Raw genomic sequence first — 23,746 nt, forward strand, 5'->3', positions numbered from 1 at the left:
CAGCCATGGCCGAGCCCGACACTTCGACCTTTCGCGGCCGCATCTACGGCGACATCGCCGAGACGATGGGCGCGACCCCGCTGGTGCGGCTGAACCGCCTGCCGCAGCGCGCCGGCGTGACGGGCGAGATCCTGGCCAAGCTGGAGTTCTTCAACCCGATGTCGTCGGTCAAGGACCGTATCGGCGTCGCCATGATCGACGCCGCGGAGAAGGCCGGGAAGCTGAAGCCCGGCGTCAGCACGATCGTCGAGCCGACCTCGGGCAACACCGGGATCGGCCTCGCCTTCGTGGCCGCGGCGCGCGGCTACAAGGTGATCTTCACCATGCCGGAATCGATGTCGGTCGAACGGCGCAAGATGCTGCGTTTCCTCGGTGCCCGGCTCGACCTCACGCCGCGGGAGAAGGGCATGAAGGGCGCCATCGCCCGCGCCGAGGAGCTCCTGAAGGAGATTCCCGACAGCTTCATGCCGCAGCAGTTCCAGAACCCCGCCAATCCGGCCGTCCATGTGCGCACCACGGCCGAGGAGATCTGGCGCGATACCGGCGGCAAGCTCGACCTGTTCGTCGCCGGCGTCGGCACCGGCGGTACCGTCACCGGCGTGGGCCAGGCGCTGAAGCCGCGCCTGCCCGGGCTCAAGGTCGTGGCCGTCGAACCGGAGGCCAGCCCGGTCCTGTCGGGTGGCCAGCCCTCGCCGCATCCCATCCAGGGAATCGGCGCGGGCTTCGTGCCCGACATCCTCGACCGGTCGGTGATCGACGAGATCGTCAAGGTGGCCAACGACGCGGCGATGACGACCGCGCGCGACATGGCCGCGCTCGAGGGCATCCCCATCGGTATCTCCGGCGGCGCCGCCATCTGGGCCGCGCTCGACGTCGCCAAGCGCAATCCCGGCAAGCGCGTCGTGGTGATCGTGCCGGACTTCGCCGAACGCTACCTGTCGACGCCCCTGTTCGAGGGCCTCGACTAGCCGCGGTGGCCGGCGCGCCCCTCGACAGCATCGTCGCCCTCGCCGCGCGGCTGGTGGCGACACCGTCCTGCGGCGGCATCGATTCGCCCGAGCCGGTGCTCGCCGTCGCCCACGACTGGCTGCGCGACAACGGCCTCGCGCCGCGTCTGCTCCACGATTCGGATGGCCGCCCGGTGGCGGTCCTGGTGGAGATCGCCGGCGCCGCTCCCGGTCCCCTGCTCTGCCTCGATGCCTGCATCGACACCGCGCCCGCCGGCGATCCCGGCCTGTGGCGCGACCCGCCCTTCTCCGGTGCCGTGCGCGAGGGCCGCCTGCTGGGCCGCGGCGCCGCCGATTCCAAGGCGGGCGTCGCGATCCTCGCGCATGTCGCGCGCGACCTTGCGCACGCGGGCCTCCCGCACGGCGGTCTGCACATCCTGTTCGATGCCGACGAGCATACCGGCCGGTTCGGCGGGGTGCGGGCCTATCTCGACGCGGTGGCACGGCCGCCCGATGCCGCCTCGCTGGGCTATCCCGGCAACGACGCGCTGGTCGCCGGCAGCCGCGGCTTCCTGCGGGCCGTGGTCGCCTTCGCCGGCCGGTCCGCCCATACCGGCGCCGCCGACCGCAGCGGCATCAATGCGCTCGCCAAGGCGGCGCGGTTCACCCTGGAGGTCGAGAGCGCGACCTTCGACGCGCCGGCCGACGCCGCCTTTCCCTTCGGGCCGGCGGCGACCGTGACCCGGGTCGAGGGCGGCGAGGGCTTCAGCGTCGTGCCGGACCGCGCCACCTGCAGCATCGACATTCGCCTGACGCGGACCTTCGACGGCGCGCGCGCGGCCGACTGGCTGGCGGCGACGGTGGCGGCGGTCGATCCGGCGGCGCGCATCGAGACGATCGATCACTGGCCGGCCTACGTGGTGGCGCCCGACCGTGCGCTGGTGCGGAGCTTCGCCGGGGCAGCCGCGCGCGCCTTCGGCCGGACCGTCCCGGTCGAGGCCTGCGGTCCCTCCAACATCGGCAACCTTCTCGCGGCGCGCGGCGTGCCGACGGTCTGTGCGCCCGGCGTCACGTTCGGCAACATGCACGCGGCCGACGAATGGGCCGACATCACCTCGATCGCCGCGGTCTACGCGATGTACCGCGACGCGGCGCTACGATTCCTCGACGGCGCGTAAGCCGTCAGCCCGGATACCAGGCCGGCTTGCGCTTCTCGCGGAAGCTCGCCAGGCCTTCGCGAGCCTCGTCCTGCTGGCGGGTGCGGGCATGCTCGTCGATCAGGTCACGCAGCGTGCCGTCGTCGACGAAGGCGCGGGCCGAGGCGAGCGACCGCAGCTTGGTGGCGGTCGTGGCCTGCGGCGCGTTCATCAGCACCGCATCGACGATGCGCGCGCCTGCCGCATCGAGCCCGCCGGCCGGGCAGACCTCGTGCACCAGGCCCAGCCGCCGCGCCTCCTCGGCGTCGAAACGCTCGCCCGTCAGCGCATAGCGGCGTACCTGGCGCAGGCCGATCGCCTGGCAGAGTTGCGGCAGGATGATGCCGGCCATCAGGCCCCAGCGCGTCTCGCTGATGGAGAAGATCGCATCGGCCGAGGCGACCACGACATCGCAGGCGGCCGCGACGCCGGTGCCGCCGCCGAAGCAGCCACCCTGGATCAGGGCCAGCGTCGGCACCGGGCAGGTGTCGAGCCGGCGGATCGCCTCGGCGGTGACGCGGCTCGCGCGCTCGTTCTCGGCCGGCGATTGTGTTGCGACGCCACTGATCCAGGCGAGGTCGGCGCCGGCCTGGAAGTGCCGGCCGTTGCCGCGCAGCACGACCATGCGCAGGCCCGCCTCGCGGCCGAGTGCGTCCATGGCGTCGTGCAGGCCCTGCAGCAGATCGCCGTTGTAGGCGTTGTTCACCTTGGGGCGGTTGAGCGTGACCGTGCCGACGCCGCGCGCGTCGATCGCCCAGAGAACCGTGTCGTTGGCCATCACTCGCCCTTCAGGTAGCTGTCCTTGAGCGCGATCCTGCCGTCGCGGACCTCGTAGAGGTCGATCCCGTAGCGGTCGAACGGCTTTCCGGCATGGTCGATCCCCGTGACGCGGAAGGTGCCGAAGAGCGCGGTCCCGGCGCGATGGATGCGTCCTTCCGAGAAGCGTGCCTCGCGATGGGCCTTGCTCCTGTCGGCGAAGTGCGCGCGCAGCGCCTCCTTGCCCTTGAGCACCGTGCCGCCCGGCGCGCCGGCTGCGGCGCCGGTGTTCAGGCGCCATTCGAAGTCGTCGGTGACGCAGGCGGCGATCTCCTCGACGTCGGCCTTGTTGAAGGCCTTGCCGAAGCGGCGGAACAGGTCGTCGATGGCATCGGGCATGCGGGTCTCCTCCGGGACAGTCGGGATGATGGCCGCGTTCACGAGGCGGCGGCGGAAACTTAGCTCAGATCTCCCACGGGGGCGGCGTGAACTTCTCGATCAGGAAGTTGACGAAGGCCGGCACCTTCGGCGCGAGATGGCGGCGATGCGGGTAGACGGCATGGATCGGCACCGGCTCGTCGGCCGAGACGTCGCCCAGCAGCGGCACCAGCCGTCCCTCGCGAATCGCCTGCGCCATGGTGAGCCGGGTCAGGCGCACGATGCCGATGCCCTGGAGGGCGAGCTGCATCTGGGTCTCGCCCTCGGCGACGGCGACGCGGCCGCCGACCTCGATCTCGACCAGCCGACCGTCGATCTTGAACGGCCAGCGGTTGAGGTAGGGCCGCTCGCGCGAGAACAGGCAGTTGTGGCGGGCCAGGTCCTCGGGCCGCTGCGGCGTGCCGTGGCGCTCGAGATAGGCCGGCGCGGCGCAGATCAGCCGGCGATCCTCGCCGATCTTGCGCGCCATGAAGCTGGTGTCGGCCAACTGGCCGATGCGGATGGCGATGTCGATTCCGTCCTCGACCATGTCGACCACGCGGTCGGTCGGCATCAGCTCGACCTGGACTTGCGGATGGCGGGCGAGGAACTCCGACAGGACGGGCGCGAGCTGATGGGTCGAGAAGGCGAGCGACGTGGTGACCCGCAGCATGCCCTGCGGCGTGCCGCTATGGTCGGCGATCTGGTTCTCGAGCGCGTCGATCTCGCCCACGATGCGCCGGGCGGCGGCGTAGAAGACCTCGCCCTCCTGCGTGAGGTGAAGGGCCCGTGTCGTGCGCTGCAGCAGCCGCACGCCCAGCCGCTCTTCCAGCCGGGTGACGAGCTTGCTGACGGCGGAGGGGCTGAGGCCGAGCGCCGGGGCGGCGGCCGAGAAGCCGTTGGCATCGACGACCCGCACGAAGGCCGCCATTTCACTGGCGCGATCGATCATTGCGCCATTATTGAACGAAATTCAGGAGTGATAGTCAAATTTTCAGGATTAATCGGCATGGGGGAGCCAATTACATTGCTATGCATTCTTGGAGGTAGCTATGCTTTCCCTTTCCGATCTGACCCTTGCCGAACGCCAGGCCTATGCCGAGCGTGCCCGTACGCTCCGCGCCGCCGCCATGGCCGACCTGTTCCGCGGTTTCGGCCGCTGGCTGTCGGCCGCCGCCCCGGCCCGCTGGGTCGCCGCCGCCGCCCGCTGACCTGCCGACCCGTGGAGGGGCGAATGAAGGACCTCTGGGCCTCGTTCGCCCGCTACAACCGGCTGGCCAACGAGCGGCTCCATGACGCCTGCGCCCGCCTGTCCGACACCGACCGGCGGCGCGATCTGGGCGCCTTCTTCCGGAGCGTGCACGGCACGCTCAACCACCTGCTGCTGGGCGACCGCATCTGGATGACGCGGTTCGAGGGCGGCAGCCATCCCTCGACCGACCTCGGCGTCCCCCTGTTCGACGACTTCGAGGTCCTGCGGGCCGAGAGGGTCCGCATGGACGCCCGCATCGAGGCGTTCTTCGCCGATCTCCCCGACGGCTTCCTCGAGCGGTCGCTGCGCTACGTCAACAACGACGGCCTCGACACGACCGATCCCGCCTCGGTGATCGTGCCCCACTTCTTCAATCACCAGACCCATCACCGCGCCCAGGTCCACACGCTGCTGTCGCAGCTCGGCCAGGTGACGCCGGTGCTCGACCTGCACCGCGTGCTGCGCCCCAATCCGGCCTGAGGCGTCAGCGTACCGGCCGTCGCCTCGGTTTCGCGTCCGGCAGCTCGACCCCCGCCGCCGCCAGCAGGACGCGGGCTGCCTTCTCCGCCGTGACGGCCACCTTCGGATCGCCGCGCACCAGCGCGGCGGCGATGGCGCCGTCGGCCAGCATCTGCAGCTGCAGCGCCAGCGTGTCGGGATCCTTGACCTTCAGGCGCACCAGCAGGCCACGGAACCACAGGCGGCGCTGCTCCTTGAAGGCGAAGGCGAGCTTGTTGGCGGCGTGCGCCGGTTCCTTGAGCTCCGCCACGGCGTTGACGAACGGGCAGCCGCGGAACACGCCCTCCGCGAAGGTCCGCTCCAGCCGGTCGAAGTTGCCCAGGATCTGCACCGCCGGGGGCAGGTCCGACGCGGGCGCGGGCTTCAGCCGGCGCGACAGGTAGGCGACGATCAGCTCGTCCTTGGAGGGGAAGTAGTTGTAGAGCGTCCGCTTGCTGATGCCGATTTCGGCGGCCACCGTGTCGACGCCGACGGCGCGGATGCCCTGCTCGTAGAACAGCCGGTCGGCCGTCGCGAGGATGCGCTCGCGCATGGCGTCTGATCGGCTTTCGGATCGCGGCATTGGTTACACAGACCTGTGTAGTTTTCGGTTGACCGGTGCAGTCGCGAGTCTAGGGTACACCGACCTGTGTAATCAAGGTGGTGCAGGCCATGGGCGTCGTGAAGGAGTTGAGGCCGGTCATGCCGATCCTGGTCGGCGTCTCCGTGCTGCTGAGCCTCAGCATGGGCATCCGCCAGAGCTTCGGGCTCGTGATGCCGCCGCTCACGCGAGACATTGCCGTCGGCGTCTCGGACTTCGCCTTCGCCATGTCGCTGCAGAACCTCGCCTGGGGCTTCTTCCAGCCGTTCGCCGGAGCGCTGGCCACCCGGCTGGGCTTCCGGCCGGTGATGATGGCGGGAAGCGTCCTGTATGGGCTGGGCCTGCTGCTGTTCGCCACCGCCCAGGGTGTGCTTGGCGTGCTGCTGGGCGCGGGCCTGTTGATCGGCGTCGCGCTCGCCTGCACGGCCGCGGCGATCGCCCTGTCGGTCGGCTCGCAGGCGACGTCCGGCGCCTCTCGCAGCCTGGTGCTGGGCGCCATCACGGCATCGGGCTCGCTGGGTGCGCTGCTGTCGGCGCCGCTCGGCCAGTTGCTGATCACCGAGGCCGGCTGGCGGGCCGGGGTCATCGGCTTCCTGGTGCTGGCGCTCGGCATGCTGCCGGCCGCCTGGATCGCGGGCCGCATCGACCGCCTGCCGCATCCCGCCGCACGGCCGAGCGCCCTTGGCGCCGACTCGGCCGGCGAGGCCTTGCGCCGTGCCCTCGCCCGGCCGCCGTTCATCGTGATGACAGCCGCCTACTTCGTGTGCGGCATGCAGCTTCTGTTCATCGCCACGCACCTGCCGTCGTATCTCGCGATCTGCGGGATGGATCCCGCGCTCGGCGCCCAGGCGCTGGCTGTGATCGGCTTGTTCAACGTCGTGGGCGGCCTGTTCTTCGGCTGGGCTGGCGGCCGCTGGTCCAAGCTCGGCCTGCTGGGCGGCATCTACATCGGCCGCTCGATCGTGCTTGCCTGGTACTTCGCCCTGCCGCCGACGCCGGCCACGACGCTGATCTTCGCCGCGTTGATGGGTTTCCTGTGGCTGGGCGTGGGGCCGCTGGTCGCCGGTTCGGTGGCCGACATGTTCGGCCTGCGCTGGCAGGCCATGATCCAGGGCGTCGCCTTCATGAGCCACCAGATCGGCAGCTTCGTCGGTGCCCTCGGCGGCGGCGTGATCTTCGACAGGCTCGGCTCCTACGACCTGGCGTGGCGGCTCGCCGTGGCCATCGGACTGCTGGCCGGCCTGGTGCAGGTGACCTTCGCCCTGCTGCGCCCGGTACGCCCGGCGCCGGCCTGAGCCGTCAGTTTCCCAATCCGGTCCTGGACACCAGCATCGGCTCGGCCCGGTAGGCGTTGGGGAACAGGCGCCTCAGGTTCTCGAGCTTGGGCTTGTCGTGGAACACGATGTAGGGCTGGTTGGGATGCAGGGTCATGTAGTCCTGATGGTGGGCCTCGGCCGGGTAGAACGGCCGCCCGGGCTCGATCGTGGTCACGACCTTGGCGGAGAAGCCGCCGCTTCGGTTGAGCTGGTCGATATAGGCCTGCGCCACCCGCGCCTGCGTATCGTTCGTCGGGAAGATCGTCGACCGGTACTGGGTGCCGACGTCGGGCCCCTGCCGGTTGAGCTCGGTGGGATCGTGCGCCACGGAGAAATAGATCTGCAGCAGCCGGCCGAAGCTCACTTTGCGCGGGTCGTAGGTGATGCGTACCGCCTCGGCGTGGCCCGTCTGGCCGGTGCTCACCTCGCGATAGGTCGCCGCCGCCGGCGCGCCGCCGGCATAGCCCGACACCGCGCTGGTGACGCCCTCGACGTGCTGGAAGATGCCCTGCACGCCCCAGAAGCAGCCGCCGGCCAGGACGGCGACCTCCGTCGTCGTCGGTCCGGTCGGCTCGTCCACGGCGGGCGGCGGCACCAGGCGACCGCTTTCGGCAGCAGACGGCACGTAGCCCAGGCTGATGGTCGCCAGCAGCAGCACCAGGCCGCCGACGAAGGCGATGGCGAGTCTCGCAGGCAGGGGATTGGGCATGGCAGCCTCCGTCCCGGCGGTCCTCGGGAAGCGCCGTCAGACCTTGTCGGGCTTGAAGTCAGCCGTCGGCGGGACCTCCGGCTTGCGCCAGCGGAAGCGGAGCTCGGCCAGCGCCGTGCAGACTACGTAGAAGACCGGGGTGAATACCAGCCCGAAGAAGGTGACACCCAGCATGCCGAAGAACACCGCAGTGCCCAGTGACTGGCGCATCTCGGCGCCGGCGCCGAAGCTCACCACCAGCGGCACCACGCCCAGGATGAAGGCGAGCGAGGTCATCAGGATGGGCCGCAGGCGGGTTCGCGCGGCGCTGACCGCTGCGTCGTACCGGCTCATGCCGGCCTCGTGGGCCTGCTTGGCGAACTCCACGATCAGGATGGCGTTCTTGGCGGCGAGGCCGACCAGCACCACCAGCCCGATTTCGACCAGGATGTTGCGGTCGAGCCCGCGCAGGTTGACGCCGATCATGGCGGCCAGGACGCACATCGGCACGATCAGGATGACGGCCAGCGGCAGCAGCCAGCTCTCGTAGAGGGCGGCGAGCAGCAGGAACACGAACACCACGGCGAGGCCGAAGGCGATCACCGACGTGTCGCCGGCCAGCTTTTCCTGGAGCGCGATCTCGGTCCATTCGAAGCCGAAGCCCGAAGGCAGGACCTTGTCGGCCAGCCCTTCGAGCGTGGCGATGCCCTGGCCCGAGGAGAAGCCGCGCTTCAGCGCCACCTGGACCTCGGCGGCCGGGTAGAGGTTGTAGCGCGCCACGCGATACGGCCCGGTCTTGTCGGAGAAGGTGGCGACCGAGCCGATCGGCACCATCTCGCCGCTCGAGCTGCGGGTCTTGAGCGCCGCCACGTCGCGCAGGGTGAGCCGGTAGGGATCGTCGGCCTGCGCCGTCACGCGGTAGGTGCGGCCGAGGATGTTGAAGTCGTTGACGTAGGCCGAGCCCATGTACACCGACAGGGTCTCGAACACGCGGGCGATCGGCACGCCCAGCTGCTCGGCCTTGGTGCGGTCGATGTCGGCCCAGATCTGCGGGGTGCGCGTGCTGAACAGGGTGAAGGCCTGCGTGAGGCCGGGCGCCTGTCCGGCCGCGCCGGCCAGCGCCCAGGTCGCGCCCTCGAGTGCCGGCAGGCCGCGCGACGCGCGGTCCTGGACGTAGCCCTTCAGGCCGCCGCCGGTGCCGATGCCGGGAACCGAGGGCGGCTCGAGCACGAACACGAAGGCCTCGCGCAGGGAGAACATCTTGCCCCGCAGGTCGGCCAGGATCTTGTCCATCGGCAGGTCGCGGCGCTCCTCGAACGGCTTCAGCGTCACGAACACGACGCCGGCGTTGGGCGCGTTGGTGAAGGTCGCGCCGTCGAGGCCGACGAAGGCCACGGCATGCTCGACGCCGGGCGACGACATGATCATCTCCGACGCCTGCTTCACCAGCCTGTCGGTGCGCTCGAGCGTGGCACCGGCCGGGAGCTGCACGACGGCGATCAGGTACGAGCGGTCGAGCTGCGGCACCAGCCCGGTCGGCGTGTTGATCAGACGGTTGCCGGCCAGCACCAGCAGCCCGGCGTAGATCAGCAGCACGATGAAGGACAGGCGGATCAGGCGCGCCGTGGCGCGGCCGTAGGCGTCGGCCAGCCATTCGAAGCCGCGGTTGAACTGGCGGAAGAACCAGTTGAGCGGCCAGGCCAGCCGCTCCATCAGGGTCGGCCTCGCCTTCTCGGCGTGCGACAGGGCGTGGGTCTTGAGCAGCAGGGCCGCCATCGCCGGCGACAGGGTCAGCGACACGAAGGCCGAGATCGCCGTCGACGCCGCGATGGTGATGGCGAACTGCTTGTAGAAGGTGCCCTGCAGGCCGGTGATGAAGGCCGTCGGCAGGAACACCGCAATCAGCACCAGCGAGATGGCGATCAGCGCGCTGCCGACCTCGTCCATCGTCTTGTGCGCCGCCTCCTTGGGCGACATGCCCTGGGTCAGGTAGCGCTCGACGTTCTCGACCACGACGATGGCGTCGTCGACGACGATGCCGATCGCCAGCACCAGGCCGAACAGCGACAGGGTGTTGAAGGAGATGCCGACCGCCGCCATCACCGCGAAGGAGCCGATCAGCGACACCGGGATGGCGAGGAGCGGGATGATCGCGGCCCGCCAGGTCTGCAGGAACACGATCACCACGATCACGACCAGGATCAGCGCCTCGAACAGCGTCTCGATCACCGCGTCGACCGAGGCCTGGATGAACTCCGTGGGGTTGTAGACGACCGAATAGTCGAGCCCGGGCGGGAAGTCCTTCTTCAGCCGTTCCATCGCCGCCTTCACCGCGTCGGAAGTGGCGAGCGCGTTCGAGCCGGGACGCTGGAAGATGCCGAGCGCGGTGGCGTTCTTGTTGTCGAGATAGGCGTTCAGCGTGTAGTCCTGCGCGCCGAGCTCGATGCGGGCGACGTCGCGCAGGCGGGTCACCGAGCCGTTGCTCTCGGCGCGCAGCACGATGTTGCCGAACTCCTCGGGCGAGCTCAGGCGGCCGAGCGTCTGCACCGAGAGCGTGAAGCCGCCCGGCGAGACGGCGGGCGCCTGGTTGATGGCGCCGGCGGCGACCTGCAGGTTGGCGGCGCGCATCGCCAGCATGACCTCGCCGGCCGTCAGGTTGTGGGCGGCGACGCGGGCCGGGTCGAGCCAGATGCGCATCGAGTAGTCGCGGGCGCCGAACACCAGCACGTTGCCGACGCCGTCGATGCGGCTCAGCACGTCCTTCACGTAGAGCGTGGCGTAGTTCGAGATGTACTGCTGGTCGCGAGTGCCGTCGGGCGAGGTCATGTGCACGACCATCATCAGGTCGGGCGAGGCCTTGCGGACGACGATGCCCAGCCGCTGCACGTCCTCGGGCAGGCGCGGCTGCGCGACCGCGACTCGGTTCTGCACGTTGACCTGTGCCTGGTCGATGTCGACGCCGGGCTTGAACACCACGTTGATCGACAGCCGGCCGTCGCCGGTCGACTGCGAGTTGATGTACAGCATGTCGTCGACGCCGTTGATCTCGAGCTCGAGCGGCGTGGCGACGGTCTCGGCGATCACCTCGGCAGAGGCGCCGGGATAGGTGGCGGTGACGTTGACGGTCGGCGGCGCGATCTCGGGATACTCGGCCACCGGCAGGCCGCGCTGGGCGATGCCGCCCACGATCAGGATGATGATCGACAGGACCGAGGCGAAGATCGGCCGGTCGATGAAGAAATGGGAAAAGCGCATGGGGTGGGCCTGGGGCTGAGACGGATGGCTGTCGCCCGGCCGGAGAGCGAGGGACCTTTCAGCGACGGAAAGGTCTCGCGTTCCCCTCGGGGCGGCAGAGGTGTTCGATCACTTCTTTTCGATCACTTGGCGTCGGCGGTCTTGATCTCGCCCTTCTGCGGCACGACCTTGGCGCCCGGCCGCACCATCGGGTTGGCGAGGCCGTCGAGCACGACATTGTCGCCGGCTGCCAGCCCGTCTCGCACCACGCGCAGGCCGTCGACCAGCGGCCCGAGAGTCACGGGCTTCGCCGCCACGACATTGTCGGCGCCGACCGTGAAGACGATCTTGCGCGACTGGTCGGAGACGATCGCCGAATCGGGGATCAGCAGGGCGTCGTACTGGCCGCCGAACAGCTGGACGCGGCCGAACATGCCGGGAGCGAGCAGCTGGTTCTTGTTCTCGACGATGGCGCGGGTGCGGATCGTGCCCGAGCGCGCGCTGAGCGTGTTGTCGACGAAGTCGACCTTGCCGGTGCGCGTCCAGTCCTTCTCGTCGGCCAGCCGGATGCGCACCGGATTGACCGAATCGCGCGACGAGGCGAGCTCGCCCGACAGGAAGAGGCGCGTGTAGCGCAGGTAGTCGGCCTCGGAGACGTCGAACACGAAGCGGATGGGATCCAGCGTCACGATGGTGGCGAGCAGGGTGGCGCCCTGCTGGCCGCCCTGGATCAGGTTCCCGGCGTCGACCTTGCGGTCGGAGATGCGGCCGGCGAGCGGCGCACGGACGTCGGTCCAGTCGAGGTTGAGCTCGGCGCTGCGTACCGCCGCGTCGGCGGCCTGGAGCTGGGCGCGTGCGATGTCGAGGTTGGCCTTGCGCTGGTCGTAGTCCGCGTCGGTGATGGTCTTCGACTTGATCAGCGAGGCGCCACGGTCGACCTGGAGCTCGGCCAGCGACACCTGCGCCTTGATGCGCGCGACCTCGGCCTGGGCACTCTCGACGGCGATCTCGTAGGGCCGCTTGTCGATGGTGAACAGCAGTTCGCCGACATTGACGACCTGGCCGTCACGGAAATGCAGCTTGTCGATGAAGCCCGAGACGCGCGCGCGCACCTCGACCGAGGCCACGGGCTCGAAGCGGCCCGAGAACTCGTCCCACTGGGTTACCTTCTTCGCAATCGGTGGCGCGACGGTAACCGGCATGGCGGGCGGTCCGCCCTGGGCGAGTACGACCGACGATGTCAGGAATAGAAAAGCGCCGGCCAGGACCAGCAAGCGACGAACGGGCAAAAGCGACTCCCCGGCGAGGCCGACTCGCAAAGGCGACATGTGGTTGTGGGATGTCATCCTGTCAATTACCTCGCATTCGCGCGACGGCAGTCCGTGCTTGAGTGAATGCCCGTTTTTGCCGTCGCTGCGGGTACGACGAGGACGACAGCGTCGTTTTCGGCGGGCGCCCGTCGCGCGATTCAGGCCGCAAGCTGCTGCAGCGGCGGGACCGTTGCCGCGAACATCGCCTCGGCGATCATCGCCATGTCGGCGTCGCTGATCTCGACCACGCCCTGGCGCAGCCGGTGGCCCCAGTTGCCGTCGCGCGTGAAGCTGAGCTGGCCGAGCAGGCCCGCGATCGCCACGGTCCCGGCCTCGTGCCAGGCGACGTCGCGCCGGAACGGGCGGAAGCCTGCGCCCATGTCGGCCTGGTAGGGCTTGCCGTCGCGGATGGTGCCGATCGCGGTGAAGGCCTGCAGCCGGTCGCGGCCGCGCGAGGCGTGGCTCGGCGAATAGGTGCGGTTGGGCGAGTAATAGACGATGCGATCGCCCGGCAGGATGCGCCGCAGCGGCGTCACCTTGCCGTGGGACACCTGCATGAAGCCGGCCCTGCGGCCGATCTCGACGTGCTCGGCGGAAGCCACCGCCAGCCAGTTCCTGCTCATGGGTTTCTCCATCGTTCGATGGAGGGACCATACGCGCGGCAGCTGTCAGATAATGTCAGTAGTCGCTCAGGCTTCCTTGGTGGCGACGCGCTCGCGCCATTCCTTCAGCATCGCCTGGCGCCGTCGCGGATAGCGATGTTCCGTGATGGACAGGGTGACGATCCGGTCGGTGCGGAAATGGCGGAAGTCCTGACGCAACTCGCACCACGCCACCACCACCCGCACCTTCTCGAAGAAGCCGAGCGCGAACGGCCAGATGGTGCGCTGGCTGGCCGCGCCGTTCTGGTCGCGATAGTCGAGGCCGATCTTGCGCTCGGTCCGGATGGCCTGGCGGATCTTGGGAAGCTGCGCGTCGCCCGCCGCGATCGGATCGCCCGGCGCGATCAGCAGGCCGGAATCGTCCAGCGCCTCGCGCAAATCCTTGGGCAGCACCGCGCCGATCTTGGCCAGCACGTTCGCCGCGGCATCGGCCAGCGCCCGGTCGGCGCGCTGGTGCACCCAGCGCGAGCCGAGCACCAGGGCCTCGATCTCCTCCTCGCTGAACATCAGCGGCGGCAGCATGAAGCCCGGCCGCAGAACGTAGCCGACGCCGGCCTCGCCATCGATGTGCGCGCCCTCCGCCTTCAGGGTCTCGATGTCGCGATAGAGGGTGCGCAGCGACACGCCGGTCGCTTCCGCCAGCCGCGCCCCGCTGACGGGATGGCGATGGCGACGCAGCACCTGGATCAGATCGAGCAGTCGTTGGGCGCGCGACACGATGGGACAGTATAGCAGCCTGCTGTCAGTTTCTGACAGCAGGCTGCAGAAGGCTCATCCGGGTGCCCTCCCCTAGATGGTGGGCAGCGACCCGCCGTCGATGCGGATTTCGCAGCCGGTGATCGTCGCCGCCTGGGCCGAGACGAGGAAGGCGACGAGGTCGGCGACCTCCGACGGCTTGTTGGGGCGGCCGATCGGGATGCCGCCGAGTGCCGCCATGAGGCCGTCGCGCGCCGTCTTCTCATCGGTGCCGGCCTCGCGGGCGAGGCGCTCGACCAGGGCCAGCGCCGCTTCGGTCTCTGTCCAGCCCGGTGAAACGCGCACCACCCGCACGCCCTTGGGGCCCACCTCCTTGGACAGGCCCTTGCTGTAGGTCGCGAGCGCTGCCTTGGCGGCCGCATAGCCCAGGGTGGCCTCGAAGAGCGGCGACTGCGCCTGGATGGACGTGACGTGCACGATCGCGCCGGAACCCTGCGCCAGCAATTGGGGGACGAGGGCCCGGTCGAGCCGCACCGCCGGAAGAAGGTTGAGGTCGAGCTCCTTCTTCCAGTCGATGTCTGCGAGCGCGGCAAAGCCGCCGCCCGGCGAAGATGATCCACCAAGCGCATGGACGACGATGTCGATCCCGCCCAGGCGCGTGGTCACCGCTTCGACGACGGCATCGCAACCCGCCTCGGTGGTGAGGTCGGCGGCAACCGCGTGGAATCGGCTTTCCCGGCTTTCGACAGGGTGTCGCGCCACGGCCAGTACGGTCGCGCCCTCCGCGTGCAGCCGCTCGGCCACTGCGCGCCCGATGCCGCGGCTGGCGCCTGTCACCAGGACCCGTTTCCCCTCGAGCGTGCCGGTCGATGTCGTCGTGGATGTCGTCGTCATGGAACTCTCCTTGTCCTCGTGAGCGGATAAGGGGGTAGGCTGGGGCCATGACAAGAACCGACCAGAAGGTGGGATACGAACCGCGGAGTAAGGCCGATCGCCACGGCGTCCCCTACACGCCGCAGACCGCGGCAGCCGATGTCGAGGTCGCGCTCAGGATCGTCGCCGGCCGCTGGAAGCTGGTGATCCTCTTCAACCTCTTCGACGGCGCCCGCCATCGCTTCTCCGATCTCGAGCGGGCGATCCCCGCCGTCTCTCAGAAGATGCTCACCCAGCAGCTGCGCCAGCTCGAGCACGACGGCGTCGTGCACCGGTTCGTCCACGCCGAAGTGCCGCCCCGCGTGGAGTACTGCCTGACCGACTGGGGGCGGGCGCTGTGTCCGGCGCTCGACGCCATCCTTGTCTGGGCCGCCGAGCGCGACCCTTGTCCGACGGCCGCCCCCACCTGACCGCGCGCGTCCGCCTGATCGTCGTCGACTGAGGTCACGCGCCGATCACGAGCCGTCCGGTCCTGCACAGTCTACGAACTGGGCGTTGGGGATTGGCATTGGTCCCCCGCCCGGAGGTCCCGATGCGCGCCGCTCTCACCCTGATCGTTCCCGCCCTCCTCGTTGTCCTCGCCGCGCCCGTGCTCGCGGACAACGGCAAGGGCAAAGGCAAGGGGAATGGGCATGGCCACAGGAAGGGCGCGGCACCGTTGGTGGTGGTCGCCCCGGGCGGCTTGGTCTTCCCCGACCGCGACCGCGTCCTGATCAACCGCTATTACCGGACCCCCGTGTCGGTCGACCGCTGCCCGCCCGGCCTGGCGAAGAAGGGCAATGGCTGCCTGCCGCCGGGCCAGGCGAAGAAGCTCTGGGCGGTCGGCCGCCCGCTCCCGCCCGCCGCCGTCTACCAGCCGGTGCCGCCGCCGCTGGTCCAGCAGCTCGCGCCGGCGCCCGACGGCTACGGCTATGTCCGCGTCGACGACGACGTGCTGCCGATGGACATGACCAGCCGCATGGTGGCCGACGTCGTGAGCGACTTCAGCGCCAGCGACGATCTCTACGGCTACGGCGAGTGACGCGCCTCGCCTGATCGGCCGCGCCTCCGGCGTCAGTGCCGGAAGTGGCGCATCCCCGTGAACACCATGGCGAGCCCCTTCGCATCGGCCGCCTCGATGACTTCCTGGTCGCGCATCGAGCCGCCCGGCTGGATGATCGCGGTGGCGCCGGCCTCGGCCGCGGCCAGCAGGCCGTCGGCGAAGGGGAAGAAGGCGTCCGAAGCCACGACGCTGCCGACCGCCGGGCTCTGGGCGAGCTTGGCCGTCTCGCCCGCCTCGGCGGCGCGGATGGCGGCGATGCGCGAGGAATCGCGGCGGTTCATCTGGCCCGCGCCGACGCCGACCGTGGCGCCGTCCTTGGCATAGACGATGGCGTTCGACTTCACGTGCTTGCAAACGGTGAAGGCGAACAGGAGATCGTCGAGCTCCTTCGCCGTCGGCGCGCGCTTCGTGACGACCTTGAGGTCCTCCCGCGCGACGTGGCCGTTGTCGCGGGTCTGCAGCAGGTAGCCGCCGGCCACGCTGCGCATGGTCATGCCGGCGGACCGCGGATCGGGCAGGGTGCCGGCCAGCAGCACGCGCACGTTCTTGCGCCGGGCGAACACCGCCAGCGCCTCGGGCGTGGCGTCCGGCGCGATCACGACCTCGAGGAACAGCTTGGCGAGATCCTCGGCCGTCCGCGCCTCGAGCACCGTGTTGACCGCGACGATGCCGCCGAAGATCGAGACCGGATCGCATTCGTAGGCCTTGAGGTAGGCGGCGTACTGGTCCTTGCCGATCGCCACACCGCAGGGATTGGCGTGCTTCACCACGACGACCGCCGGCTCCTTGAACTCGGCCACGCATTCGTAGGCCGCCTCGGTGTCGCCGATATTGTTGTAGGAGAGCTCCTTGCCCTGGACGATGCGCGCCGTGGCGACGCCCGGCCGCCGGCTGCCGTCGCTGTAGAAGGCCGCCTGCTGGTGCGGGTTCTCGCCGTAGCGCAGCGTCTGCACGCGCGTCGCCGTGATCGTGAGCCGCTCGGGGAAGGTGTCGCCCTGCTCGCGCGCGAACCAGGAGGCGATCGCGGCGTCATAGGACGCCGTGCGGGCATAGGCCTTGGCGGCGAGCGAGCGGCGCAGCGCCAAGGTCGTGGCGCCCTGGTGCGCCTTCATCTCCTCCAGCACCGCGGCATAGTCGGCGGGATCGACCACCACCGTCACGAAGTCGTGGTTCTTGGCCGAGGCGCGGATCAGCGCCGGTCCGCCGATATCGATGTTCTCGACGCAGGTCGGGAAATCGGCGCCGCGCGCCACCGTCGCCTCGAACGGGTAGAGGTTCACCACGACGAGGTCGATGCCGGCGATCCGGTGATCCTCCATCGCCTTGCGGTGCCCCTCGTCGGTGCGGCGCGCCAGGATGCCGCCGTGGATCGCCGGCTGCAGCGTCTTCACGCGGCCGTCCATGATCTCGGGGAAGCCGGTATGGTCGCTCACCTCGACGACGGCGAGGCCCGCGTCGCGCAAGGCCTTGGCCGAGCCGCCGGTCGACAGGAGCTCGACCCCATGCGACGCCAGCGCCCGGCCGAGCTCGACCAGCCCCTCCTTGTCCGAGACGGAGATCAGCGCCCGCCCGATGCGCGCGAGATCGGGGGTGGGCGAGGGCACGTAGCGGGGGCTGGCGGACATGGCGGCGTCTATAGCTCGCGTCGCGATCCGTTGTAAGCAGCGACTTTCTAGAATTTTTTTCACCAATCTAGAAATCGGTGGAAGCCATGGGCGTCAGCATCAAAAGCATCGAGGCCGAGCGCAAACTGCGCCGCGTGGCCAAGCTGCTCGGCAAGAGCTTGACGGCCGCGGTGATCGAGCTGGCGGACAGTCGGCTGAAGGAACTCGAGGGCCGCAAGGACCGGGAACGCCGGCTCAAGGAAATCGACGAGATCGTCAAACGATACAATTTGAAGCCGCCCCTGACCGACAAGAGCGTCGACGAGATCCTCGGCTACAACGACAAGGGATACTTCGATTGATCGTCGTGGACAGCTCGGCGCTGCTCGCGATCCTGCTGAATGAGCCCGACAGGCAGCGATACGCCGATGCCCTGCTGGCGGTCGACGGCGCGCAGATCGGCGCGCCCAATTATTTCGAGGCGTCCATGGTCGCCGAATCGCAACAGGGGCCGAGCGGATGCCGCGATCTCGATCAGCTCGCCGCCGTCGCCGGCCTGTCCGTCGTTCCTTTCGACGCTGTCCATGTCGATGCAGCGCGGGAGGCGTTCCGCCGCTACGGCGAGGGCCGGCACCGGGCCGCACTCACCTTCGGCGACTGCTGCGCCTATGCCCTGGCGCGCACGCTCGACTGGCCGCTGCTCTTCAAGGGCGACGACTTCGCACTGACCGACCTGAAGCGCGCGCTCTGACGCCTCTCCTCTAGAAGAGGCATACCGCCCGCGCGGCCGCCGGGATGGGATCGGCCGGCATGTCGAGGCGGCAGTGATAGTCGAACGCGGCGCGGTAGGCCTCGGGGATGCGGGCGCGGGCCTGGACGGGCAGCACGGTGCGGCCGCCGCGGCGGTCGATCTGCTGGCGGCCGTAGGTGATCGACGTGCCGTCGGGAAAATAGCCGGTGAACAGCGAGTGGCCGGCGGTCGAGGTGACCTCGACCGTCAGCACTGCGCCCTCGAGGCAATCGAAGCGCGGGCCGCTGCGCAGCGTGCCGGTCTCGGTGGTCCGGTCGGTCGGGCCGGTGATCGTCCAGCGCGTGGTGGCGCCGCTGCGCGACGACTCGGCCTTCAGCGACCCGCAGGCCAGGCTGGACGGTGCCGCGGCTGCGGCCGCCGGCGCGGCGGCCTTGCCCGGCACGGGCGCCTTGGCCTGGCCGAACGCCGGAAGGGACCCCGCCAGCAGGGCGCCCGCCAGGACGAGCGGGACGGCCCGCCTCATGCGTCGGCACCCTCCAGAACCCGGACCTTGAAGCCTTCGGCCTCCAGCGCCGCCACCAGCTCGCGCATGTGGTCGCGGCCGCGCGTCTCGACCGTGACGTCGAGCTCGGTGCGCTTGGCCACCACGGCGCCGAACAGCCGCTGGTGCTGGACCTCGACGATGTTGCCGCCGGCCTTGCCGACCAGGCCGGCGACGCGGGCGAGCTGGCCCGGCAGGTCGGGGATCATCAGGCGCAGCCGCACGATGCGCCCGTCGCGCACCAGCCCGCGCAGCAGCACCGAGGCCAGCAGGCGCGTGTCGATGTTGCCGCCGCTCAGCACCAGCCCGATCGTGCGGCCCGCGAAATGATGCGGATGCACCAGCAGGGCGGCGAGGCCGGCCGCGCCGGCGCCTTCGGTCACGGTCTTCTCGACCTCGAGCAGCAGCGCGATGGCGCCCTCGATCGCCACCTCGTCGACGCTCACCACCCGGTCGAGCAGGGCGCGCGCGATGGCGAGCGGCAGCTTGCCGATGTCGCGCACGGCGATGCCCTCGGCGATCGTGTCGCCGCCGGCGGTCACCGGCTCGCCGGCGAGGATCTGGCGCAGCGCCGAGTAGCTTTCGGTCTCGACGCCGATGACCTTGAGGCCGGGCTTGAGCGCGCAGGCCGCCACGGCGCAGCCGGCGATCATGCCGCCGCCGCCGACCGGGGCCACCAGCGTGTCGATCGCCGGCGCATCGCGCAGCATCTCGAGCGCGATCGTGCCCTGGCCCGCGATGATGCGCGGATCGTCGTAGGGATGAACGAACACCAGCTGCCCGGCCGCCGCGAGGCGGTGCGCCTCTTCGCCCGCCTCGGCCAGCGTGTCGCCGTGCAGCACCACGCGCGCGCCGTGGGCCCGCGTGTGCTCCACCTTGGTGTTGGGCGTGAAGGACGGCATCACGATGGTGGCAGGGATGCCGAGCCGGCCGGCATGGTAGGCCACGCCCTGCGCATGGTTGCCGGCCGACATGGCGATGACGCCGCGCTTCTGCTCCTCCGGCGTGAGCTGCAGCAGGGTGTTGAGCGCGCCGCGCTCCTTGAACGAGGCGGTGAACTGCAGGTTCTCGAATTTCACCCAGACATCGGCCTTGGCGATGCGCGACAGCGTCTCGCTGCGCAGGCAGGGCGTGTGCACCACCGCGCCGGCGATGCGTGCGGCAGCGGTCTCGATATCGGCGAGCGTGACGGGAAGCGGGGTCATGGGGCCGCCTCGCTTAAGCGGCCAGCCGGCGGTCGAGCCAGTCGCGCGTGCGGTACCAGGCGCCGACCATGGGCAGGAACCAGGGCTCGCCGTTGTAGAAGGCGTGGTCGGGGAAGTCGCGGCCGTCCAGCGGGTTGACCGGCGCGTTGCTGCCGCCGGCGATCTTCTTCGCGGTCTGGGTGCCGAGATAGGTCATCATGGCGACGCCGTTGCCGTTGCAGGCCAGCAGGTAGTGCAGACCCTGGTCGACGCCCATGTGCGGCATGTAGTCGAGGGCGAAGGCGACGTTGCCGGTCCAGGCATGGGTGATGCGGATGCCCTTGAGCTGCGGGAAGCGGTCGGTCATGTACTGGTAGAGGGCCGGCGCGCTCACCTCCGGCGGCGCCGCGGTGAAGCGGGCGCGACCGCCGAAGATCAGCCGCTTCCCGTCGGGCGAGGGCCGGTAGTAGGTCAGCACCCGCTTGGTGTCGCCGACGGCGCGCAGGCCGGGGATCAGCAGCTTGTCGGCGGGCTCGGGCAGGTCCTCGGTGGCGATGATGTGGCTCGCCACCGGCACGACCCGCCGCTTCAGCCGGGGCGTCAGGTCGCCGGTGTAGCCGTTGGTGGCGATCACGACCTCGCGGGCCTCGACCGGTCCCTTGGCCGTCAGCACGCGATGGCCGGTCGCCGTCTTCTCGATCCGCTCGGCCTCGACCCCGGCGCACAGGACGGCGCCGGCGCGATGCGCCGCTTCCAGCAGGCCCTTGTAGTAGAGCGCGGGATGGAGGTGGCCGGCCCGCGTCGCATGCATGCCGCCATAGTAATAGTCCGACTGGATGAACTCGCGCTGGCGCTCGCGCGGCACCATCGAGGAGCCGGCATCGGCGTACTTGTTGTAGGTCTCGACCTTGGTCGCGAGGTCGTCGTAGTGGCGCGGCGTCCAGGCGCCGACGAAGCGGCCGTTGCGGTGAAGCCCGCACTCGATCTTCTCGCGGGCGATGATGTCCTCGAGCACGGTCAGCGAATCGGCCCCCGCGCCCATCAGCTCGGCCTTGTGGCGCTCGAACTCCTCGGCGATCGGGCTCTTGCCGCCCAGTCCCTTGCCGAGGTTGGTGCCGCCCGAGATCATGCCGCCGTTGCGGGTCGAGGCGCCGACCCCGAAGTCGCCGCGCTCCAGCACCACCGCCGCGACGCCGTTGCGCCGCAGCTCCAGCGCCGTCGACAGGCCGCCGTAGCCCGCGCCCACGATCACCACGTCGGTCCGCGCTGGCGGGTCCTGCGACAGGGCATTGTTCGGCGTCCAGGCCTCCCACCACCACGGCGCGGCCTTGAACTCGGGATGGAAGATCTCTTTGCCGGGGGTCATGTCGGTACTCTCGCTCACTCACTCTGTCGTCCTGAGCGGAGCGGAGGACCCCATCGCCGCTTGAAAGGGGGATGGGATCCTTCGCGGCGCTCAGGATGACCGACCTAGAAGTCGGTCACCTTGCCGTTGAACTGCCAGTCGCCGTAGCGCGTGGGTTCAGGACCCGGCGGCCCCCCGATTTCCTCGACCTTCTTGGGCTGAGGGGGTGGGACAGGCTTGGCCAGCTCGGATTTGGCCTCTTCGGCCGCGGGTTTCGGGGTGTCGGTCATGGGCCGCATGATGCCGCCCCGCGCCTTGATTCGCCACAGTCCGGGACCATCTTTCCCGCCATGAACTACTTTCGCACCGCTCTCCTGCTGGCGGCCCTGACCGGCTTCTTCCTGGTCGTCGGCTACCTCCTGGGCGGCCAGGCCGGCCTCGTGCTGGCGCTGGTCGTGGCGCTGGGCATGAACCTCTTCGCCTACTGGAACAGCGACAAGATGGTCCTGCGCATGAGCAACGCGCAGGAGGTCGGGCCCACCGAGGCGCCCGAGCTCTACGGCATCGTCCAGGGCCTGGCGCAGACCGCCGGCCTGCCGATGCCGCGCGTTTACGTGATCGACGAGGACCAGCCCAACGCCTTCGCGACCGGGCGCGACCCCGAGCACGCCGCCGTCGCCGCCACGACCGGCCTGCTGCGCCATCTCAGCCGCGAGGAGATCACGGGCGTCATGGCGCACGAGCTCAGCCATGTCCGCCATCGCGACACGCTCATCATGACCATCGCCGCGACGCTGTCGGGCGCGATCGGCATGTTGGCCAGCTTCGGCGGCCTGATGGGCGGCGGCCGCGACGAGAACGGCCGGCCGCTGATGAACCCGATCGCCGCGATCGCCATGATGATCCTGGCGCCGCTGGCCGCCTCGCTGGTGCAGATGGCGATCAGCCGCAGCCGCGAGTACGAGGCCGACCGCATGGGCGCCGAGATTTCCGGCCAGCCGCTGTGGCTCGCCTCGGCGCTGGCCAAGCTGCACGCCGGCACCCACCAGATCCCTAACCAGGTGGCCGAGGCCAACCCGGCGACGGCCCACATGTACATCGCCAATCCGCTGTCGGCGGGTGGCCTGCGCAGCCTGTTCTCGACCCATCCGCCGATGGAGGAGCGCATCGCCCGGCTTGAGGCGATGGCGGGACAGGGAATGGCGGGCGGGGCCCAGGCCTCGCCCTGGACGACGGCCGCGCCGCGCCCGGCCTCGCGCGGCTCCTGGGCGACCGCCGCCTCGCAGACCCGCCGCGGCCCCTGGGGCTGAGCGGCGGGGCCAAGCCCCAGGCCTAGGCCTTCTCGACGATCTTCCAGAAGGAATCCTTCTTCACCACCTTGTCGCCGCGGAAGGTGTAGAAGTCGCAGCCGCGCGCCTCGATGCGCTCGCCGCTCTTCATTGTGCCGCTCACCGTCCATTGCGAGATGCCCATGTCGCCGTCGACATGGTGGCTGTCCTCGCCGTAGTGCACGTCGGGCAGGCCCTCGAAGCGGGAGGCCAGGCCCTCGCGCACGGCCCTGGCGCCGACGTACCGCCGGCCCCACGGGGCGGGCCCGCGCGGCATCTCCAGCACCGCGTCGTCGGCGAAGAAGCTCATGATGCGATCGAGGTCGTGGTCGTTGAAGGCCTGACACAGCGCCTTCAGGCTGGCGATGCTGGCGCCCATTTCACTTCCTCCCTTTGGTGCCCTCCGTGAAGGGCAGCGATGCCTCCGTGGATCGGGGCAATTCGGTCGGATCCTCGCCCAGGTCGACGTCGAGGATGCGCTGGCCGCGCTTGGTGATTCGGTCGGCCGAGATGTCGATCTCGCGCAGGTCCTTCTCGGTCTGGCCGAAATGGGTCTTCAGCCGCTCGACGCGGTCGCCCAGCCGCTGGACGTCGCCCATCAGCAGGCCGACCGTCTTCTGGATCTCGCCCGCCTGCTCGCGCATGCGGACGTCCTTCAGCACGGCGCGCACGGTGTTCAGCGTCGCCATCATGGTGGTCGGCGACACGATCCACACCCGCGCCTTGTAGGACTCCTCGACCAGGCCGGTGAAGTTGGCGTGCAGCTCGGCATAGACCGCTTCCGAGGGCAGGAACATCAGCGCCGATTCGGCGGTCTCGCCGGGCACGATGTAGCGATCGCGAATGTCGCCGATGTGCTTGCGGATCGCCTGCTGGAAGGCGCGCTGGGCGGCCTGCAGCCCGGCGGCGTCGCCGGCCGCCACGGCGCGTAGCGCGCTGTAGCTTTCCAGCGGGAACTTGGCGTCGATGGCGATCGGGCCCGGCGGATTGGGCAGCCTGAGCAGGCAGTCGGCGCGCGCGCCCGACGACAGCGTGTACTGGAAGTCGTAGGCCTGCGGCGGCAGGGCGTTCTGCACCAGGTCGTTGAGCTGGACCTCGCCGAAGGCGCCGCGCGCCTGCTTGTTGGACAGGACTTCCTGCAGGGTGACGACCTGGGTCGAGAGCTCGCCGATCTTCTTCTGGGCCTCGTCGATGCGGGCCAACCGCTCGCGCAGGTCGGTGACGAGCTGGCCGGTCGTCTGCTCGCTCTGCGTGAGCCGGTCGTGCACGACCTTGCCCAGCGCCTGCTCCTGCTCGCGCAGCGATCGCTCGACCCGCTGCACCGTCTCGGCCTGCTGGCTCAGCGCGAGCGCGAGCTGCTGGCGCATCAGCTCGGCCTCGTCGCGGCCGCCGCGGCGCAGCAGGACCAGGGCGAGGATGGCGCCCAGCAAAACCACGGCCACGCC

The 23,746-nt window shown here is 69.9% G+C and carries 27 protein-coding genes; 10 read left to right on the forward strand and 17 right to left on the reverse strand.

The features are described 5' to 3' along the window. Nucleotides 1–5 precede the first annotated feature (5 nt). Nucleotides 6–968 carry a cysteine synthase A gene (cysK, locus tag ACO073_RS04655; RefSeq protein WP_421995757.1) on the forward strand — a complete coding sequence of 321 codons (963 nt, stop codon included), beginning with the start codon at nt 6–8 and terminating at the stop codon, nt 966–968. Nucleotides 969–973: 5 nt separating this feature from the next. After that, a complete protein-coding gene (locus ACO073_RS04660) occupies nt 974–2,125 on the forward strand; it encodes a M20 family metallopeptidase (protein WP_421995759.1) in 1,152 nt (383 codons plus the stop codon). A gap of 4 nt (nt 2,126–2,129) precedes the next feature. Here the strand turns inward: ACO073_RS04660 and ACO073_RS04665 are convergent, their stop codons facing one another. From ACO073_RS04665 to ACO073_RS04675, 3 genes are all read right to left on the reverse strand, one after another. Beyond that, nucleotides 2,130–2,921: an enoyl-CoA hydratase-related protein gene (locus ACO073_RS04665; protein ID WP_421995761.1), complete on the reverse strand. Its 792-nt coding sequence runs from the start codon at nt 2,919–2,921 to the stop codon at nt 2,130–2,132. Further along, nucleotides 2,921–3,298 (reverse strand): nuclear transport factor 2 family protein, encoded by a 378-nt coding sequence (locus ACO073_RS04670; RefSeq protein ID WP_421995763.1) that lies wholly within the window; start codon nt 3,296–3,298, stop codon nt 2,921–2,923. The genes ACO073_RS04665 and ACO073_RS04670 overlap by 1 nt, the downstream gene beginning before the upstream one ends. Nucleotides 3,299–3,362: 64 nt before the next feature. Then, entirely contained in the window at nt 3,363–4,268 is a 906-nt protein-coding gene (locus ACO073_RS04675) for a LysR family transcriptional regulator (RefSeq protein WP_421995765.1), read from the reverse strand. Nucleotides 4,269–4,368: 100 nt separating this feature from the next. Here ACO073_RS04675 and ACO073_RS04680 point away from each other — a divergent pair, with 100 nt between their 5' ends. Together ACO073_RS04680 and ACO073_RS04685 are read left to right on the forward strand one after the other, a co-directional pair. Continuing rightward, nucleotides 4,369–4,527: a hypothetical protein gene (locus ACO073_RS04680; RefSeq protein WP_421995767.1), complete on the forward strand. Its 159-nt coding sequence runs from the start codon at nt 4,369–4,371 to the stop codon at nt 4,525–4,527. 23 nt (nt 4,528–4,550) lie between these two features. Continuing rightward, on the forward strand, nt 4,551–5,048 hold the full coding sequence (locus ACO073_RS04685; RefSeq protein ID WP_421995769.1) for a DinB family protein: 498 nt from the start codon (nt 4,551–4,553) through the stop codon (nt 5,046–5,048). 4 nt (nt 5,049–5,052) lie between these two features. On the opposite strand, the gene ACO073_RS04690 is transcribed toward ACO073_RS04685, so the two are convergent. Then, entirely contained in the window at nt 5,053–5,619 is a 567-nt protein-coding gene (locus tag ACO073_RS04690) for a TetR/AcrR family transcriptional regulator (RefSeq protein WP_421995771.1), read from the reverse strand. Between the two features lie 119 nt (nt 5,620–5,738). Between ACO073_RS04690 and ACO073_RS04695 the strand changes: the two genes are divergently transcribed. Then, complete coding sequence (locus ACO073_RS04695; RefSeq protein ID WP_421995773.1) at nt 5,739–6,962, forward strand: MFS transporter; 1,224 nt, start codon at nt 5,739–5,741, stop codon at nt 6,960–6,962. 4 nt (nt 6,963–6,966) lie between these two features. Here ACO073_RS04695 and msrA read toward each other — a convergent pair whose 3' ends face one another. From msrA to ACO073_RS04725, 6 genes are all read right to left on the reverse strand, one after another. Next, nucleotides 6,967–7,692, reverse strand: coding sequence for a peptide-methionine (S)-S-oxide reductase MsrA (gene msrA, locus ACO073_RS04700; RefSeq protein WP_421995775.1), 726 nt, complete (start codon nt 7,690–7,692; stop codon nt 6,967–6,969). A 36-nt stretch (nt 7,693–7,728) separates the two neighbouring features. Further along, complete coding sequence (locus ACO073_RS04705) at nt 7,729–10,926, reverse strand: efflux RND transporter permease subunit (RefSeq protein ID WP_421995777.1); 3,198 nt, start codon at nt 10,924–10,926, stop codon at nt 7,729–7,731. Nucleotides 10,927–11,048: 122 nt separating this feature from the next. Then, a complete protein-coding gene (locus ACO073_RS04710; RefSeq protein ID WP_421995779.1) occupies nt 11,049–12,107 on the reverse strand; it encodes an efflux RND transporter periplasmic adaptor subunit in 1,059 nt (352 codons plus the stop codon). A gap of 266 nt (nt 12,108–12,373) precedes the next feature. Further along, nucleotides 12,374–12,838 (reverse strand): EVE domain-containing protein, encoded by a 465-nt coding sequence (locus ACO073_RS04715; protein ID WP_421995781.1) that lies wholly within the window; start codon nt 12,836–12,838, stop codon nt 12,374–12,376. 66 nt (nt 12,839–12,904) lie between these two features. Further along, nucleotides 12,905–13,594: a helix-turn-helix transcriptional regulator gene (locus tag ACO073_RS04720; protein WP_421995783.1), complete on the reverse strand. Its 690-nt coding sequence runs from the start codon at nt 13,592–13,594 to the stop codon at nt 12,905–12,907. 72 nt (nt 13,595–13,666) lie between these two features. Then, complete coding sequence (locus ACO073_RS04725; protein WP_421995785.1) at nt 13,667–14,467, reverse strand: SDR family oxidoreductase; 801 nt, start codon at nt 14,465–14,467, stop codon at nt 13,667–13,669. A 47-nt stretch (nt 14,468–14,514) separates the two neighbouring features. On the opposite strand from ACO073_RS04725, the gene ACO073_RS04730 reads away from it, so the two are divergent. Both ACO073_RS04730 and ACO073_RS04735 read left to right on the forward strand, forming a co-directional pair. Next, nucleotides 14,515–14,916 carry a winged helix-turn-helix transcriptional regulator gene (locus ACO073_RS04730; protein WP_421995787.1) on the forward strand — a complete coding sequence of 134 codons (402 nt, stop codon included), beginning with the start codon at nt 14,515–14,517 and terminating at the stop codon, nt 14,914–14,916. Nucleotides 14,917–15,038: 122 nt separating this feature from the next. Then, nucleotides 15,039–15,527 (forward strand): hypothetical protein, encoded by a 489-nt coding sequence (locus ACO073_RS04735; protein ID WP_421995789.1) that lies wholly within the window; start codon nt 15,039–15,041, stop codon nt 15,525–15,527. 32 nt (nt 15,528–15,559) lie between these two features. Here ACO073_RS04735 and purH read toward each other — a convergent pair whose 3' ends face one another. After that, a complete protein-coding gene (purH, locus tag ACO073_RS04740) occupies nt 15,560–17,173 on the reverse strand; it encodes a bifunctional phosphoribosylaminoimidazolecarboxamide formyltransferase/IMP cyclohydrolase (protein ID WP_421995791.1) in 1,614 nt (537 codons plus the stop codon). A gap of 86 nt (nt 17,174–17,259) precedes the next feature. On the opposite strand from purH, the gene ACO073_RS04745 reads away from it, so the two are divergent. Continuing rightward, nucleotides 17,260–17,514, forward strand: a complete 255-nt coding sequence (locus tag ACO073_RS04745; protein ID WP_421995793.1) for a type II toxin-antitoxin system VapB family antitoxin — start codon at nt 17,260–17,262, stop codon at nt 17,512–17,514. 5 nt (nt 17,515–17,519) lie between these two features. Beyond that, entirely contained in the window at nt 17,520–17,903 is a 384-nt protein-coding gene (locus ACO073_RS04750) for a type II toxin-antitoxin system VapC family toxin (protein ID WP_421997394.1), read from the forward strand. A gap of 10 nt (nt 17,904–17,913) precedes the next feature. On the opposite strand, the gene ACO073_RS04755 is transcribed toward ACO073_RS04750, so the two are convergent. The 4 genes from ACO073_RS04755 to ACO073_RS04770 form a co-directional block, all read right to left on the reverse strand. Next, a complete protein-coding gene (locus ACO073_RS04755) occupies nt 17,914–18,426 on the reverse strand; it encodes a hypothetical protein (RefSeq protein ID WP_421995795.1) in 513 nt (170 codons plus the stop codon). Further along, nucleotides 18,423–19,649: a threonine ammonia-lyase gene (locus ACO073_RS04760; RefSeq protein WP_421995797.1), complete on the reverse strand. Its 1,227-nt coding sequence runs from the start codon at nt 19,647–19,649 to the stop codon at nt 18,423–18,425. The genes ACO073_RS04755 and ACO073_RS04760 overlap by 4 nt, the downstream gene beginning before the upstream one ends. A gap of 13 nt (nt 19,650–19,662) precedes the next feature. After that, nucleotides 19,663–20,994, reverse strand: a complete 1,332-nt coding sequence (locus ACO073_RS04765; protein WP_421995799.1) for an NAD(P)/FAD-dependent oxidoreductase — start codon at nt 20,992–20,994, stop codon at nt 19,663–19,665. Nucleotides 20,995–21,098: 104 nt separating this feature from the next. Next, nucleotides 21,099–21,263, reverse strand: coding sequence for a DUF1674 domain-containing protein (locus ACO073_RS04770; RefSeq protein ID WP_421995801.1), 165 nt, complete (start codon nt 21,261–21,263; stop codon nt 21,099–21,101). A 60-nt stretch (nt 21,264–21,323) separates the two neighbouring features. Between ACO073_RS04770 and htpX the strand changes: the two genes are divergently transcribed. After that, nucleotides 21,324–22,283: a zinc metalloprotease HtpX gene (gene htpX / locus ACO073_RS04775; RefSeq protein WP_421995803.1), complete on the forward strand. Its 960-nt coding sequence runs from the start codon at nt 21,324–21,326 to the stop codon at nt 22,281–22,283. A 22-nt stretch (nt 22,284–22,305) separates the two neighbouring features. On the opposite strand, the gene ACO073_RS04780 is transcribed toward htpX, so the two are convergent. Together ACO073_RS04780 and ACO073_RS04785 are read right to left on the reverse strand one after the other, a co-directional pair. Next, a complete protein-coding gene (locus ACO073_RS04780; protein WP_421995805.1) occupies nt 22,306–22,680 on the reverse strand; it encodes a nuclear transport factor 2 family protein in 375 nt (124 codons plus the stop codon). Between the two features lies 1 nt (nt 22,681). Next, nucleotides 22,682–23,743, reverse strand: coding sequence for a DNA recombination protein RmuC (locus ACO073_RS04785; protein ID WP_421995807.1), 1,062 nt, complete (start codon nt 23,741–23,743; stop codon nt 22,682–22,684). Nucleotides 23,744–23,746 lie beyond the last annotated feature (3 nt).

Source organism: Reyranella sp., assembly GCF_965229815.1.
Lineage (GTDB): Bacteria > Pseudomonadota > Alphaproteobacteria > Reyranellales > Reyranellaceae > Reyranella.

Excerpts from the sequence above, each read along its gene's own strand:
- ACO073_RS04780 (WP_421995805.1), bottom strand. The coding sequence starts at position 22,680 with ATGGGCGCCAGCATCGCCAGCCTGAAGGCGCTGTGTCAGGCCTTCAAC.
- ACO073_RS04705 (WP_421995777.1), bottom strand. The coding sequence starts at position 10,926 with ATGCGCTTTTCCCATTTCTTCATCGACCGGCCGATCTTCGCCTCGGTC.
- cysK (WP_421995757.1), top strand. The coding sequence starts at position 6 with ATGGCCGAGCCCGACACTTCGACCTTTCGCGGCCGCATCTACGGCGAC.
- ACO073_RS04765 (WP_421995799.1), bottom strand. The coding sequence starts at position 20,994 with ATGACCCCCGGCAAAGAGATCTTCCATCCCGAGTTCAAGGCCGCGCCG.
- ACO073_RS04760 (WP_421995797.1), bottom strand. The coding sequence starts at position 19,649 with ATGACCCCGCTTCCCGTCACGCTCGCCGATATCGAGACCGCTGCCGCA.
- ACO073_RS04770 (WP_421995801.1), bottom strand. The coding sequence starts at position 21,263 with ATGACCGACACCCCGAAACCCGCGGCCGAAGAGGCCAAATCCGAGCTG.
- msrA (WP_421995775.1), bottom strand. The coding sequence starts at position 7,692 with ATGCCCAATCCCCTGCCTGCGAGACTCGCCATCGCCTTCGTCGGCGGC.
- ACO073_RS04665 (WP_421995761.1), bottom strand. The coding sequence starts at position 2,921 with ATGGCCAACGACACGGTTCTCTGGGCGATCGACGCGCGCGGCGTCGGC.
- ACO073_RS04695 (WP_421995773.1), top strand. The coding sequence starts at position 5,739 with ATGGGCGTCGTGAAGGAGTTGAGGCCGGTCATGCCGATCCTGGTCGGC.
- ACO073_RS04690 (WP_421995771.1), bottom strand. The coding sequence starts at position 5,619 with ATGCGCGAGCGCATCCTCGCGACGGCCGACCGGCTGTTCTACGAGCAG.
- ACO073_RS04670 (WP_421995763.1), bottom strand. The coding sequence starts at position 3,298 with ATGCCCGATGCCATCGACGACCTGTTCCGCCGCTTCGGCAAGGCCTTC.
- purH (WP_421995791.1), bottom strand. The coding sequence starts at position 17,173 with ATGTCCGCCAGCCCCCGCTACGTGCCCTCGCCCACCCCCGATCTCGCG.
- ACO073_RS04675 (WP_421995765.1), bottom strand. The coding sequence starts at position 4,268 with ATGATCGATCGCGCCAGTGAAATGGCGGCCTTCGTGCGGGTCGTCGAT.
- ACO073_RS04735 (WP_421995789.1), top strand. The coding sequence starts at position 15,039 with ATGCGCGCCGCTCTCACCCTGATCGTTCCCGCCCTCCTCGTTGTCCTC.
- htpX (WP_421995803.1), top strand. The coding sequence starts at position 21,324 with ATGAACTACTTTCGCACCGCTCTCCTGCTGGCGGCCCTGACCGGCTTC.
- ACO073_RS04725 (WP_421995785.1), bottom strand. The coding sequence starts at position 14,467 with ATGACGACGACATCCACGACGACATCGACCGGCACGCTCGAGGGGAAA.
- ACO073_RS04755 (WP_421995795.1), bottom strand. The coding sequence starts at position 18,426 with ATGAGGCGGGCCGTCCCGCTCGTCCTGGCGGGCGCCCTGCTGGCGGGG.
- ACO073_RS04715 (WP_421995781.1), bottom strand. The coding sequence starts at position 12,838 with ATGAGCAGGAACTGGCTGGCGGTGGCTTCCGCCGAGCACGTCGAGATC.
- ACO073_RS04745 (WP_421995793.1), top strand. The coding sequence starts at position 17,260 with ATGGGCGTCAGCATCAAAAGCATCGAGGCCGAGCGCAAACTGCGCCGC.
- ACO073_RS04710 (WP_421995779.1), bottom strand. The coding sequence starts at position 12,107 with ATGCCGGTTACCGTCGCGCCACCGATTGCGAAGAAGGTAACCCAGTGG.
- ACO073_RS04680 (WP_421995767.1), top strand. The coding sequence starts at position 4,369 with ATGCTTTCCCTTTCCGATCTGACCCTTGCCGAACGCCAGGCCTATGCC.
- ACO073_RS04685 (WP_421995769.1), top strand. The coding sequence starts at position 4,551 with ATGAAGGACCTCTGGGCCTCGTTCGCCCGCTACAACCGGCTGGCCAAC.
- ACO073_RS04730 (WP_421995787.1), top strand. The coding sequence starts at position 14,515 with ATGACAAGAACCGACCAGAAGGTGGGATACGAACCGCGGAGTAAGGCC.